Consider the following 14090-nt stretch of genomic DNA (forward strand, 5'->3'; position numbering starts at 1 on the left):
ACATCCGGACCAGACCGTCCGTTCGGCAGTAGGCCGAGCCCAGCACGTGCAGCAACCAGCCGGCGGCGCAGCCCGCTGATCCCTACGATCATCGTGGTGGCGGTGATCGTCATCGCCTTCGTCTACCTGTCCCAGGTCTACGCCGACGTGCTCTGGTACCAGCAACTCGGGTTCCTCGAGGTGTTCGTCACGGAGAACCTGTCGCGGATCGTGCTGTTCGTCGTCGCGTTCCTCGTCATGTCCGGTGCCGTGTACTTCAGCCTGCGCATCGCGTTCCGCAGCAGGCCGATCTACGCACCCGACAGCGCCATCCAGGACAACCTGAACCGCTACCAGGCCCAGCTCGAACCGATCCGGCGGCTGCTGATGCTCGGCATCCCCGCGGTGCTCGGCGCCTTCGCCGGGACGGCCGCCTCGTCGCAGTGGCAGGAGGTGCTGCTCTTCCTCAACCAGGAGCCGTTCGGCAAGTCCGACCCCGAATTCAACATGGACTACGCGTTCTACATGTTCACGCTGCCGTTCCTGAACTTCGTGATCGGTTTCCTGATCAGCGTCGTGATCATCAGCGCCATCGCCACGATCCTCACGCATTACCTGTACGGGGGCATCCGGCTCGAGGAGAAGGGCCTGTTCACCACGAAGGCCGCTCGCGTGCAGATCGCGGTCGTCGCCGCGCTCTTCCTCGTCCTTCAGGGGCTGAACTACTGGCTGGACCGTTATGACACGCTGCTGAACCAGGGCACGTGGGCCGGCGCGCTCTACACCGACGTCAACGCCGTCATCCCCACCAAGGCGATCCTCGCCGTCGCCGCCGTCATCGTGGCGATCCTGTTCGTCGCATCGGCGTTCATCGGCCGCTGGCGCCTCCCACTGATCGGCACGGCGATGCTGATCATCACGGCCCTTCTCGCCGGCGGTGTCTACCCCTCGGTTGTCCAGCGCTTCCAGGTGCGTCCCTCCGAGCTCAGCCTCGAAGGGGAGTACATCGATCGGAACATCGAGCTCACGCGTGAGGCGTACGGGCTGGACCGGGTCGAGGTCGAGGCGTACAACCCGACGGACGTGCCGCAGGCAGGCGCCCTGGGCGACGACGGCGAGACCACGGCGAACATCCGCCTGCTCGACCCGAACCTCGTCTCGGACGCCTTCAGCCAGCTCCAGCAGTTCCGTCAGTACTACCAGTTCCCCGAGACACTCAACGTCGACCGCTACGAGATCGACGGAGAAGTCCAGGACACCGTCATCGCCGTCCGCGAACTGGACACCAACGGTGTCCCGGACGGCTGGGTCAACGAGCATGTCTTCTACACCCACGGCTACGGTGTCGTGGCGGCGGCCGGTTCCACCGTGCAGCCGGACGGGCGTCCGTCCTTCCTGCAGTCCGGGATCCCCTCGACCGGAGTGCTCGGGGACGAATCCACCTATGAGCCCCGCATCTACTTCGGCGAGGACTCTCCCGAGTACTCGGTCGTCGGCGCCCCGGAAGGCCAGACGCCCGCGGAGATCGATCGGCCGCAGAGCGAGAACTCGGACGACGAGTCGCGCACCACGTTCAGCGGCGACGGCGGACCGAACGTGGGCAACGCCTTCAACCGGCTGGTCTACGCCCTGAAGTTCCAGTCCACCGACCTCCTGCTGTCCAACCAGGTCAACAGCGAGTCGCAGATCCTCTACGACCGTGACCCGGTGGAGCGCGTCCGTAAGGTCGCCCCCTACCTGACGCTCGACGGCAACAGCTACCCGGCAATCGTCGACGGCCGGGTGAAGTGGATCATCGACGGCTACACGACCAGCGCCAGCTTCCCCTACTCGACGCAGCAGGAGCTCGAATCCGCCACGCAGGACTCGCAGACCGCGGAGGGCCTCGCGACCGCGCTGCCCGCCGAGCAGGTCAACTACATCCGTAATGCCGTGAAGGCCACGGTCGACGCCTACGACGGCTCCGTGAACCTGTACGCCTGGGATGACAAGGACCCCGTCCTGAAGTCCTGGCAGAACGTCTATCCGGCGTCGCTGAAGCCCTACAGCGACATGTCGGCCGACCTCATGGCGCACGTGCGCTACCCCGAGGACCTCTTCAAGGTGCAGCGGGAACTCCTGGCGCGATACCACGTGACCGACACCGACGCGTTCTACAACAACAGCGAGGCGTGGAACGTGCCGTCCGATCCGGGGGAGAGCACGGATGGCACCGCGACGACGGCGGCGACGGACCGCCAGCCGCCGTTCTACCTGACGCTGCAGATGCCCAACCAGGACGAGGCGGCGTTCTCGCTGACCACGCCGTACATCCCCTTCGTGCCGACCGGGCAGACCCCGAGGAACGTGCTCTACGGCTTCCTCGCGGCCAACGGCGATGCAGGGACCGGTGAGGACGGCGTCAAGAGCGAGAACTACGGCCGGCTGACCCTGCTGGACAGCTCGGGACGGGACTCGGTGGTGGGTCCGGGCCAGGCGCAGAACCTCTTCAACTCGGACACGACCGTCTCGCAGGAGCTGAACCTGCTGCGCCAGGGCGCATCCGAGGTGATCAACGGCAACCTGCTGACCCTGCCCATCGGTGGCGGCATCGCGTACGTCCAGCCGGTCTACGTGCAGTCCTCGGGCAGCTCGTCCTTCCCCGTCCTGCGGCGGGTGCTGGTGAGCTTCGGCGACAACGTCGGCTTCGCGCCGACCCTCGCCGAGGCGCTCGATCAGGTGTTCGGCGGTGAGTCGGGAGCGACGACCGGCGACCAGGAGAATGTGGGCGAGACTCCCGAGGATCCCGCGACGCCTCCTGCGGAGGGCGACGGCGAGGGTGAAGGCGCGACGCCGACGCCCGCTCCGACGCCGTCCGAGGGGGGAACACCCGGTGGGACGACGGGTGATCCTGCTGCTGACCTCCGGACCGCACTCGACGATGCGAACCAGGCGATCCAGGACGGCAATGCAGCCCTGGCCGACGGCGATTTCGCCGCCTACGGTGAGGCTCAGGACCGACTGCAGGACGCCCTCCAGCGGGCGCTCGACGCCGAGGAGCGCGTTTCGGGAGGCTCCGGGCAGTAGCCGGCAACGGCGGGCAGCAGCCCGATTTGCGTCTTGGCCCCGCGGCCGGTAACGTTAGTTACACGCCGCGGGGTGGAGCAGTTCGGTAGCTCGCTGGGCTCATAACCCAGAGGTCACAGGTTCAAATCCTGTCCCCGCAACGAAAAAAAGTCCGATCCACCATCTGGTGGGCCGGACTTTTTGCTGTCGGTCGTCGCCGACCAGTGCGAGACCCGTCGTGGAGGCGCACCGGGCCGGACACCCTGTCGGAGGGCCGTCCTAGCCCTCCGACAGGGCCTTGTAGGCGCTCAGTGCGCGCTCGCGGCTCTCCTTGAGGTCGACCACCGGCGCGGGGTACCCGGGCGCGGAGCCCTTCCACGGCTCGTGGACGTTCGTCGCGTCGGCGAGTTCAGGGACGAACCGCACGAGGTACGTGCCCGCGGGGTCGAACTTCTTGCTCTGCAGCACCGGATTGAAGATCCGGAAATAGGGGCTGGCATCCGCGCCGGAGCCGGCCACCCATTGCCAGCTCGCGGCGTTGCTCGCAGCATCGGCGTCCACCAGACAGTCCCAGAACCACTTCTCACCCACGCGCCAGTCGATCATCAGATTCTTGATGAGGAACGACGCCGTCGCCATCCGCACGCGGTTGTGCATCCAGCCGATCTCCCACATCTGGCGCATGCCGGCGTCGATGAGCGGGTAGCCCGTCTGCCCTCGCTGCCACGCGTCCAGTTCGGAGCGCGTGGAACTCTCCCAAGCGAAGGCATTGAACTCGGGCCGGTAGTTGACGGTGGCGAGCTCGGGATTGAAGTAGAGCAGTTGCCAGCTGAATTCGCGCCAGCCGAGCTCCGAGCCGAAGGCGCGGATGTCGTCCGCCGTCGAGCTGTCCCTGTGGTCCTGCGCTGCATGCCACACCTCGAACGGGCTGATCTCGCCGAACCGCAGGTGCGGGGAGAGCCTGCTCGTACCCTGGAGCGCGGGCCGGCCCCGGTTGTCCCTGTACCCGTGGACTGCCCCGTCCAGGAAGTCGTCGAGGCGGCCGTGGGCTCCGGCCTCACCCGGTGTCCAGGTGTCCCGGAGGCCCTGGGCCCAGTCGGGCGACGTGGGGAGGAGTCCCCACGCCTCGAGGTCGTCCGAACTGAGCCTGGGGCCTCGGAGGTGGGTCGGAGCGGGCAGGGGCCTGCGCGGAGTGCGGGAGGCCAGGCAGGCCCGCCAGAAGGGGGTGAAGACCTTGTAGGGCTGGCCCGACCCGGACGTGACCTCCCACGGTTCGTACATCAGGTTGGCCTGGTAGCTCGTCACGTCGATGCCCCGGTCCGTGAAGGCCGCCTTGAGTGCCGAGTCCGTGGTGCGCTCCGCCAGTCCGTAGCGGCGGTTCCAGACCACGGCGTGGGCCGAGGACTCCGCGACGAGCCGAGGCAGCACCTCATCCGCTGCTCCCCGCCTCAGGACGAGGGGTATGCCGAGGTCGGTGAGCGTTTCGTCGAGCGCGGCGAGGGAGTGGTGGAGCCACCACTTCGACGCCGCGCCCAGGGGCCGGATGCCCCGGGTGTCCTCGTCGAGGATGTAGCAGGCCACGACGTCGTCCCCGCTGTCCGCAGCGGCAGCCAGGGCCGGGTTGTCCGAGATACGCAGGTCGTCGCGGAACCACACCAGTGTCACAGCCATGCCCTCAATGTACCTGCGGCCCACGGGTGGGGAGCCGCCGGATGCAGAAAGGGAACCGCAGCCGGGCGGCTGCGGTTCCCCTGTGGTATGCCTGCTGTGCTGATCAGTACGTGGTCTCGCCCGTCGTCGACGGCGTCGCCGCTGCCGCGTTGCTCGGCTCGCCCTGCCCGATCGCGCCCCGGGAACCTGTACCCGACTTCAGCGCTGCGAGGCGTGCCTCGATCTCGGACTGCTCGCCGAGGTCCTCGAGGCTCTCGAACTGGGCGTCCAGGCTCGACGACGCCAGCTCCTGCTGCCCGCGGACCCTGGCCTCCTCGCGCCGGATCTTCTCCTCGAAGCGGCCGACCTCGCTCGTCGGGTCCATGAAGTCGATGCTCTTGACCGCGTCGTGCACCTGCTGCTGGGCCTGGGCGGTGCGGGAGCGCGCGATCAGCTGGTCCCGCTTGGTCGTCAGCTCGTTGAGCTTGCCCTTCATCTGGTTGAGGCCGTCCTTGAGCTTGTCGACGATCTCCGTCTGAGAGGCGATCGTCGGTTCGGCGCCCTTCGCCTCGTTCTCCGCCGCCATCTGCCGCTGGATGGCGACCTTGGCGAGGTTGTCGAACTTCTGCGCGTCCGCGGTGTCACCCGAAGCCCGGTACTCATCGGCCTTGCGGGACGCCGCGAGGGCCTTGTTGCCCCAGCTGCGGGCGTTCTCGACGTCCTCGTTGTAGTCGTCCTGCATCATCCGGAGGTTGCCGATGGTCTGGGCGACGGCGCTTTCCGCCTCGGCGATGCTGTTGGTGAAGTCGCGGACCATCTGGTCGAGCATCTTCTGCGGATCCTCCGCCTGATCGATCAACGCATTGATGTTGGCTCGGGTGAGCTGGGCGATCCTGCCGAATATCGACTGCTTTACCATTGATTTCCCTTTCGATTCTGCGAATGGTCCTTGTGTCCTGCTGGGACGGAGTAGCGGCCTAGAAATCGCCGCCGCCTCCGCCGAAGTCGCCGAAACCGCCGCCGCCTCCGCCGAAGCCGCCGAACCCGCCTCCGCCGAAGCCGCCGCCGTCGCCGCCGAAGCCGCCGCCGTCACCGCCGAACCCTCCGCCGAACCCGCCGCCGTGCCCGCCTCCGTTGAGGAGTCCGCCGAGCAGGATGCCGCCGAGCAGCGCGCCGCCCATGCCGTCGCCCCTGCCCCCGTACCTGCCACCCATACCCATGCCGCCTCCGAAGCCGTCGACGTCCTGCTCCGCGAGCTGGGCCGCCTGATCGGCGAGCATCGACGCCTGCTGGGCGTGGGACAGTGCGGTGACCGGATCCGAGCGCTGGAGATCGACGGCGTAGTCGAGATTGCGTTCGGCTTCCGCCAGTCTGGTGCGGGCTTCGCTCCCGACGCCGCCGCGACGTGCGCGGATGTAGTCTGCCGTGCCGGAGATGCTCGCTTGCGCGGCGATCAGTGCGTGCTGGAGGGCGTCCTGCGCTCGTCGGGTGTTCTCCGCCTGGTCGCGCACGCCCCCGAGTGCGGCGTCGAGCTGTGCATGCGCGGCCTCGAGGCGCTGGAGCAGGGCGAGGGGATTGCTGCGTGCGCCCTGGCGCTCCTGCCGGACGGTCGCGACGGCGGACTGCAGGGCCGCGATCGGCCCGGCGAGGTCGCGGTACTGCCCGGCGCGGTCCATGGCCTGCGCCTGCGCCAGGTCCTGCTCGCTGTCCGGCAGGGCGCGTTCGAGCTCGCGCTCGGCGGCGCCCAGCTCCTCGGCGCGCTTGTCGATGGCGTCGAGCAGGACGGTGCTCTGGTGGACGGCCTCCTCGGCGGCACGGACGGCGACGACGGCACGCCCGGTGTCTCCCTGCGCCATCCGCGACTGGGCTTCCGTCGCCGCGCTGCCGACGAAGGACAGCCGTTCACGTGCCTGCTCGATGTTGTCCGAGACCTGCACCGTGGCCGCCTCGAGGTAGCGTCCCTGCAGCGTGCGCAGGGTCTGTTCCGCCGCGGCGAAGCGCTGGCGCGCCCCGTCCGCTGCGGACTGCGCGCGGCGCAGGGCGTCGGGTGCGTTCCGCTCGAGTTCGCGCAGGGCGTCGAAGTCCTCCTTGTGCTCCTGCAGGGAGGCGTTCACGTCCTCGCAGCGACGGATGATCTCCCCGAGCCACTGGCGCTGCTGCTGCTCGGTGTCCGGGATGTGGTCGTCGAGCTGCTGCTGCAGCTTGAACGACTCGCCCATGTGCTGCTTCGCGGTCGCGATGTCCTGGGAGAACGTGGCGATGGCCTCGGTCCCGTACTGCGCCTCCGCGAAGCCGAGCTCCTGCTCGCTCGACTTGATGGCGTCGTCGGCGGCGATCAGGAGGCTCCCCGCGCGCTTGCGCAGGTCCTCCACGCTCAGCGCGGCGAGCGGGTCCACGACCTCGCCGTCCGCGGACGGCACGGGCCCGTAGCCGTATTCCTCGCGCTTGCGCTGCGCGCTGTTGGTGCCACGGTTCCGCAGCAGCATGTAGCCGCCGGCACCGGCGACGGCGACGAGTCCGCCCACGAGCACGAGGCCGCCGAGGCCGCCACCGTCCGTGGAACCGCCGCCATCCGGGGAGGTCCCGCCGTTCGTCGAACCACCGGCCAGCGCCTGCTCGACTCCCTCCACGGCTGCGAGGCCGCCGCCCAGCCAGTCATCGGCCTGCAACTCGGGGATGACGTAGCTGGTGCGGATCTCCTGGACGGAGGGGAAGATGTCCGACTGCTGACCCGCCACGAGTCCTACTTCACGCTGGTCCACCGCAACCGCCAGGACGGCTTCGTCGGCCGACGCCGCGTTCGCCGTCGCGACCTCCTCGGCCCACTGCTCGGCACCGCTCGGGTTCTCGAACGTGTCGACGTAGGCCACCCGCACGGTGAAGCCTCCGTTCGAGCGCAGGTCCTCGATCGCCGATTCGAGCTCGCTCTCCTCGCCGTCACTGAGGACATCGGCGTTGTCGATCACGTAGTCCCCGGACGGAAAGGTGACGGGTTCGTCGGCGAGAGCCGCGGCACTGGACGTCAGCGGGATCGCCACGACGGCGCCCAGGACAGCAGAGACGCGGGTGCGCCTGCTCATCATTCGCATTTTCGACCCTTCAGCACGTCCCCCGGACCGGGCCGGTCCCAGGACTGGGGTCGGCGGATGCCGGAGGCTCCCTGTCCTTCCGATTCTAGGGTCGGGGTAGGGGAGCGTCCACCACCGCTCCTATGCCCCTAGCGAAAGGAGCTGCCCGGACCGGACGGGGGGCCGGCCCGCGGTGCGGTCTCCTCCAGCGGAGGCGCCGGAGGATACTGGAGAGTGCCCGAGCGTCCCGCGGCGTCCCCTCCCGACGGCCGCTCAGCTCCAGCAACTTCTCAGAAACCGCACAGTGAACGCATGCTTGAGGCTCAGCGAAGGTTGCCATGATGTGGTCAACAGCAACGAAAGGACCTCCCGTGAACGAGCAGCCAGGCTCCCAGGGCAACGCCGATCGCCCTCTTCCTCCGCAGCCGCAGAATCCGCCGTCGTGGGGGACGGGCTGGAACAGCCGGCAGCCTACCGGCCAGGACGGCCAGCACGGACGCCAGTCGGGCCAGCAGGTCGAGGCAGGTGACCGCGCGTCGGCGGCATACCCGGAGACGGCGGCGCAGCCCGTGAGCGGTCCGCCGACCGCGCAGCACCGGGCGGTGTCCGAGCCCCCGCAGGAGGTCCGGCACGGCGGGTCCACCCAGAGCCCCTCGGCGCCGCATCCGGCCTACGCCGGACACCAGCCCTTCTATGGCGAGCAGAGCGGTGGTTCCGGCCACGGTGCCGCGAGCGACGGCGGGCGGAGCGGGGGCAAGGACCGCAGGCGGGTGGGTCTCGCCACCTTCGCCGCGGGTGTCCTCGTCGCCGGACTGATCGGCGGCGGCGCGGCGGTGGCCGGGTACGACGCACTGGACGGCAACGCCTCCACCAGCACCTCCCAGGCGCCACCGGAGTCGATCGTGGTGAACAACACGGATGATGTGAACACCATCACCGGAGCTGCCGTGACGGCCTCTCCGAGCGTCGTCACCATCGCCGTCAGCGGTGGTAGCGCCAGCGGGTCCGGATCGGGCATCATCCTGGACACGGACGGCCACATCCTCACGAACACCCACGTGGTGACCCTCGGCGGCCAGGTGTCGGAACCGACGGTCGAGGTCAAGCTCAATGACGGCCGCGTCTTCCCTGCGACAGTGGTCGGGACGGATCCGCTGAGCGACCTCGCTGTGATCAAGATCGACGCGCCGGACCTCACCGCGGCGACCCTCGGCAACTCCGACGAGCTCAACGTCGGCGACACCGCGATCGCCATCGGTGCCCCGTTGGGACTGAGCGGGACGGTCACCGACGGCATCGTCTCCACCCTGAACCGGACCATCAGCGTCGCGTCCTCGGCCGTGCCGGAGGACCAGCCGGACAGCTCGGAGTCCGACGACGGCGAGGGCTTCAACTTCCTGCCACCGGGGGGTTCGGGTGGCCAGCAGAGCCAGTCGCAGGGTTCCATCTACCTGAACGTCATCCAGACCGACGCCGCCATCAACCAGGGCAACTCGGGTGGTGCGCTGGTGGATGCCGACGGCAGGATCATCGGCGTGAACGTGGCCATCGCCTCGGGGGGATCCGGCGAGTCCACCGGAAACATCGGGGTCGGTTTCTCCATTCCCATCAACTATGCGGAGCGCATCGCCAGGGAGATCATCGACGACGGCGCAGCGACCCACGGTTTCCTCGGTGTCAGCGTCACAGGGACCTCCGGCGACGGCTCGCAGGCTCAGTCGAGCTTCTCAGCAGGGGCGCTCGTGCAGTCCGTCGAGCCCGGATCGCCCGCTGAGAAGGCCTCCCTGCAGGTGGGCGACGTCATCACCAAGGTGGGCAACTACACCGTCAGCGATCCCCAGTCGCTGACGGCGGCGGTGCGCATCCAGACGGTCGGCCAGGAGGTTCCCGTGGAGGTCACCCGTGGCGGGGATTCCCGCACCGTGGAGATCACCCTGGCACAGGCACCGACGCAGTAGCACGCGGAGCAGCACGGCCCAGTGCGACGAGCAGGAGGCGGTCCCGGATCCGGGAGCGCCTCCTGTTCGTTGCAGGGGTGGGAAGGCGCCTCCCGTCCCGGCCGACGGCCGGCCGGGACCGTCACCCCACTATGGTTAGCTAGTCGGTGGGAAGATCCCCGAACGAGGAAGGTCATTCATGGACGAGGCCACAGCAGGCGGACTGCGCATCGCGGTCCTGGTGAAGCATGTCCCGGACGCCCAGTTCGACCGCCACATCGGTGGTGACGACCTGACGACCGTGCGCACCGAGAGCATCCTCTCCGAACTAGACGAGTACGCCCTCGAAGCGGCCCTCCAGCTCGTCGAGGCCCAGGGCGGCGCGGCCGGCGGCCACCGTGTCACGGCCATCACCATGGGGCCTCCTGCCGCCGTCAACGCCGTCAAGAAGTCCCTGCAGATCGGTGCCGACGACGGGGCGCACCTCACGGACGAGGCGCTGAGCGGGTCCGACGCATCGGCCACGTCCAGGGCACTCGCCGCGCTCCTGCAGCACCTCGGGCCCTTCGACCTGATCCTGACCGGAATGGCGTCGACGGACGGCGAGACCTCGCTCGTCCCGGCGCAACTCGCCGAGCGGCTCGGCCTGCCGCAGGTGACGTTCGCGGCATCGCTCGACCTGGTGGCGGAGGACGGCGGCTGGAGGCTCACCGCCCGCCGCGACAACGACACGTATGCCGAGACCATCGAGGCACCCCTCCCGGCACTCGTCTCGGTGACGGACCAGATCAACGAGCCGCGTTACCCGAACTTCAAGGGCATCATGGCAGCGAAGAAGAAGCAGATCCAGGTCCTGTCCCTGGCTGACATCGGGCTGCAGGCGGACGAGGTGGGTATCGCCGGGTCCTGGACCAGGGTCGAGGCGGCAGCACCCAGGCCACCGCGCAGCCAGGGTGTCGTCATCACCGATGAGGGCGACGCCGGCATCCGGCTCGTCGACTTCCTCGCGGGTCAGAAACTCCTCTAGCCCTCGCCCGCCCCAGAGTCCCAGGAGACATCGCCATGACCACCGTCCTCGTTTTCCTCGACCACCCGGGAGCGAGCCTCGCCAAGAGCGAGCGCGAACTCCTCTCGCTCGCTGCTTCCCTCGGTGATCCCGCCGTCGCCCTGGCGGACGAGGCCGGCCAGGCCTACCTCGACGGCATCGGCTCGTACGGCGTGCAGCAGTACTACCGCCCGGACACCGAGGCCGTCTCCCGGGTACTGGTGGCCGGCAAGACTGCGTTCCTCGCCGCGGCCGTCCGGGAATCCGGCGCGGGAATCGTGCTGCTGGGCAACTCCTACGAGGCCAAGGAGATCGCCGCTCGGCTCGGCGTCAGGCTGGGGTCGGGGGTGATCACCGACGTCGTCGCGCTCGATGCCGATCTTGCCGCCACGAAGTCGGACTTCGCCGGTTCCTACACGGTCACCTGCCGCGTGACCAGCGGCGTCCCGATCCTGACCGTCAAGCCGAACAGCTTCGAGGCCGCGGAGGCGGGCCTTCCGGCGTCACCGATCGAGGTGCGCATACCCGTGGAGCTGCCCACTGCCGCAGCTCGCGTCACCGGACGCGTCGACAAGCCCGTCAGTGGCCGGCCGGAGCTCGCCGAGGCCCGCGTCATCGTCGCTGGTGGACGCGGCGTGGATGGCGACTTCGGGCCGCTGGAGGATCTGGCGGACGCCCTGGGCGGTGCCGTGGGGGCTTCCCGCGCAGCCACCGATGCGGGGTGGATCGAGCACTCGGCGCAGATCGGGCAGACCGGCAAGACCGTGTCGCCGCAGCTCTACATCTCCGTGGGCATCTCGGGCGCCATCCAGCAGAAGGCCGGGATGCAGACCTCCAAGGTGATCGTCGCGATCAACAAGGACGCCGATTCGCCCGTGTTCGAGATCGCCGATTTCGGGATCGTCGGAGATCTGTTCTCGGTGCTGCCGCAGGCGACCGAAGAGATCCGGAAGCGCGGACTGTAGCCCGTGGCACAGGACCACGACGTCACCGCCCCGTCACGGGTGCTGGTCTTCGCCGCGCACCCGGACGACATCGATTTCGGGGCGTCCGCGACGATAGCAGGCTGGACCGCCGCCGGGGCAGCGGTGAGCTACTGCATCCTCACGGACGGGGACGCCGGAGGATTCTCCGGCGAGGACCGCCCGGGAGTGGCAGGGCTGCGCCGCGCGGAGCAGCGCGACGCCGCCGGGATCGTAGGGGTTTCCGACGTGTCGTTCCTGGGCGAGCCCGACGGCTATCTCGAACCGACGGACGCCGTCATCCGGGAGATCGTCCGCAGGATGCGGGAGGTCCGGCCGGACATCGTGGTGTCGATGCATCCGGAACGGAGCTGGGACCGGATCCAGAAGAGCCACCCCGATCATCTGGCGTGCGGCGAAGCGGTCACGAGGGCCATCTATCCGGCTGTGGAGAACCCTTTCGCCTACCCCGAACTCGAGGCGGAAGGCCTGACGAGCTACCGGGTGCCGTGGTTGTGGTTCTACGGAGGGCCGGCACACCTCGAGAACCGGTTCGTGGACGTCAGCGGGCGGGAGGACCTCAAGATCGCGGCCATCACGGCCCACCGGAGCCAGCACCCGGATGTCGGGCGCATGCAGGCCAGGGTGCGGGCCATCCTCCAGGAGAACGCCCGGCGTGGGAACCTGCCCGAGGGACGCAGCGCCGAGTCGTTCCATGTCGTCGGTATCAATACCGACGAGACCATCGCCGGCTTCTAGCGGAATGGGCGGACCCTCCCAGGAGCACCCGCCCACTCACCCGGACACGCCGGCAGCACCCGCGAGCGAATCCGTGGTGCTACCGATCGGACCCGGAGCGGGAGATCAGGCTCCCAACGGAATCTGGGCTACGACGGGCAGTGTCGGCGTCGCGGAGCCGCCCTCGGGCTCGACCGTGATCGCAATGGCACTGAAGCCGCTGATCCCGGTCAGCTCGGTGACCTTGGTGCCCGCTACGTCCGAGCCGGACATCGTACCCACCGAGATGGGCGCTGTGCCATCAGCAGGGATCCGCCACATCTGGTACACGTGGCCCTCGGCCGGGGCCGGTACGCCGCTCAGCGTCACGACCGCCGCGTTTTCCTCACCGGAGACCGCGAGCTCGGCGATGCCGCCGGCATCGAGGGAGAGCTCCTGCGTCCGGACGTCGGACGCCTGGCGCACCTGCTGCTCGACCGTGGTCTGCTGGAGGTTCTGGGCAATGGTCACACCACCCACAGCGAGCACCACGGCCGCTGCCGCGGCAACCATCCAGCGCGAAACCCTTGAGGACACGGATGCCCGGCCGGAGCGCCGTTCCGCGAGCTCGTCCCGGCCGCCTGCCGGCGCTCCGGCCTGCTCCGGCTCGTGGGGAGCCGCCGGTGGGACAGGCACGAGCGTCCGTGGTGGCATGGACCCCGTTCCACGGTCCGCGACGCCCGGCAGCTGGGCGACGATCCGATCGAAGAGATCGGCCGGAGGCGCGAGCTCCGGGGCGTAGGCAGCGGTCACCGTCTCCCGACAGGTGCGGACCCGGTCGGCGAAGGAGGTGCTGATGCTCGGATCGGCATCCTGCAGGAACGCGTCGATGACGCGGCGTTCCTCGGCGCTGATGGCATCCAGCGCGTACAGCTCCGCCCACTCGAGAACGTGGCCTCGGGCCAGGTCTGTCTCGAGGTCGTCTGCGAATTGTCTGTTCATATCCTTGTCCTGCATCTCAGGTCACCCCCAAACATGTCTTGAGCCGGATCAGTCCGTCACGGATTCTCGATTTGATGGTCGGCACCGCGACGCCGAGTTTCTCGGCCACCTCGCGGTAGGTCAGCCCGCCGTAGTAGGCCAACTTCACCGATTCCTGCTGGGTCTCGGTCAGTGTGTCCAGACACCGGACCACGCTCTCCGCTTCCAGCCGCTGCGTGACGGTGTCGACGACGTCGTCATGGTCCAGGGTCTGGGTGGCCGCTCCGTAGCGCGCCTCCCGATCCGTTGCGCTCTGTTCCGAGCGCACCCGGTCCACCGCGCGGCGATGCGCCAGGGTCATGAGCCATGCCATGGGGCTGCCCATGGCCGGGTTGAAGCGATCCGCCGTGTTCCACACCTGGAGGTACACCTCCTGCGTGGCGTCCTCGCTCAACTCGGGATCGATGAGTACGCGCCGGGCGAGCCCGTACACGCGCTTCGATGTCTGCTCGTAGAAGAGTCCGAAGGCGGCCTGGTCCTGCCGTGCGATCCGCAACAGCAGGTCGGTCAGTGTGGGACCGATGCCGGGATCAACGGCCGCCTCGCCTGCTGCGGGAGCGGTGGGCCTGACCCGGCTTACTCGTGGCGTTTCCATAGGGCTCCAGCATAAAGCGCTGGTCGCCCCAAACCGAACAGCCCCGGGTCG

At 68.7% G+C, this 14090-nt stretch carries 10 protein-coding genes and 1 tRNA gene; 6 read left to right on the forward strand and 5 right to left on the reverse strand.

What is annotated here, in order from left to right; genetic code table 11:
• Nucleotides 1-75: 75 nt before the first annotated feature.
• The gene (locus AC1MFI_RS10390; RefSeq protein ID WP_479820848.1) at nucleotides 76-3045 is read left to right on the forward strand and encodes a UPF0182 family membrane protein; all 2970 of its coding nucleotides are present in this window, start codon (nucleotides 76-78) and stop codon (nucleotides 3043-3045) included.
• Nucleotides 3046-3111: 66 nt separating this feature from the next.
• A tRNA-Met gene (locus AC1MFI_RS10395) sits at nucleotides 3112-3185 on the forward strand.
• A 118-nt stretch (nucleotides 3186-3303) separates the two neighbouring features.
• On the opposite strand, the gene AC1MFI_RS10400 is transcribed toward AC1MFI_RS10395, so the two are convergent.
• From AC1MFI_RS10400 to AC1MFI_RS10410, 3 genes are all read right to left on the reverse strand, one after another.
• Nucleotides 3304-4695, reverse strand: a complete 1392-nt coding sequence (locus AC1MFI_RS10400) for a cryptochrome/photolyase family protein (RefSeq protein WP_479816683.1) — start codon at nucleotides 4693-4695, stop codon at nucleotides 3304-3306.
• Between the two features lie 103 nt (nucleotides 4696-4798).
• Nucleotides 4799-5593, reverse strand: coding sequence for a PspA/IM30 family protein (locus AC1MFI_RS10405; protein WP_479816684.1), 795 nt, complete (start codon nucleotides 5591-5593; stop codon nucleotides 4799-4801).
• Nucleotides 5594-5651: 58 nt separating this feature from the next.
• Nucleotides 5652-7754: a TPM domain-containing protein gene (locus AC1MFI_RS10410; protein ID WP_479816685.1), complete on the reverse strand. Its 2103-nt coding sequence runs from the start codon at nucleotides 7752-7754 to the stop codon at nucleotides 5652-5654.
• A 359-nt stretch (nucleotides 7755-8113) separates the two neighbouring features.
• Here AC1MFI_RS10410 and AC1MFI_RS10415 point away from each other — a divergent pair, with 359 nt between their 5' ends.
• From AC1MFI_RS10415 to AC1MFI_RS10430, 4 genes are all read left to right on the forward strand, one after another.
• Complete coding sequence (locus tag AC1MFI_RS10415; protein ID WP_479816686.1) at nucleotides 8114-9700, forward strand: S1C family serine protease; 1587 nt, start codon at nucleotides 8114-8116, stop codon at nucleotides 9698-9700.
• A gap of 178 nt (nucleotides 9701-9878) precedes the next feature.
• On the forward strand, nucleotides 9879-10706 hold the full coding sequence (locus AC1MFI_RS10420) for an electron transfer flavoprotein subunit beta/FixA family protein (RefSeq protein WP_479816687.1): 828 nt from the start codon (nucleotides 9879-9881) through the stop codon (nucleotides 10704-10706).
• Between the two features lie 35 nt (nucleotides 10707-10741).
• On the forward strand, nucleotides 10742-11689 hold the full coding sequence (locus AC1MFI_RS10425; protein WP_479816688.1) for an electron transfer flavoprotein subunit alpha/FixB family protein: 948 nt from the start codon (nucleotides 10742-10744) through the stop codon (nucleotides 11687-11689).
• Nucleotides 11690-11692: 3 nt separating this feature from the next.
• A complete protein-coding gene (locus AC1MFI_RS10430; RefSeq protein WP_479816689.1) occupies nucleotides 11693-12445 on the forward strand; it encodes a PIG-L deacetylase family protein in 753 nt (250 codons plus the stop codon).
• A gap of 105 nt (nucleotides 12446-12550) precedes the next feature.
• On the opposite strand, the gene AC1MFI_RS10435 is transcribed toward AC1MFI_RS10430, so the two are convergent.
• Complete coding sequence (locus AC1MFI_RS10435; RefSeq protein WP_479816690.1) at nucleotides 12551-13405, reverse strand: anti-sigma factor; 855 nt, start codon at nucleotides 13403-13405, stop codon at nucleotides 12551-12553.
• Nucleotides 13406-13421: 16 nt separating this feature from the next.
• Nucleotides 13422-14039 (reverse strand): sigma-70 family RNA polymerase sigma factor, encoded by a 618-nt coding sequence (locus tag AC1MFI_RS10440; RefSeq protein ID WP_479816692.1) that lies wholly within the window; start codon nucleotides 14037-14039, stop codon nucleotides 13422-13424.
• Nucleotides 14040-14090 lie beyond the last annotated feature (51 nt).

It is taken from the genome of Arthrobacter sp. BC5 (genome assembly GCF_056680255.1).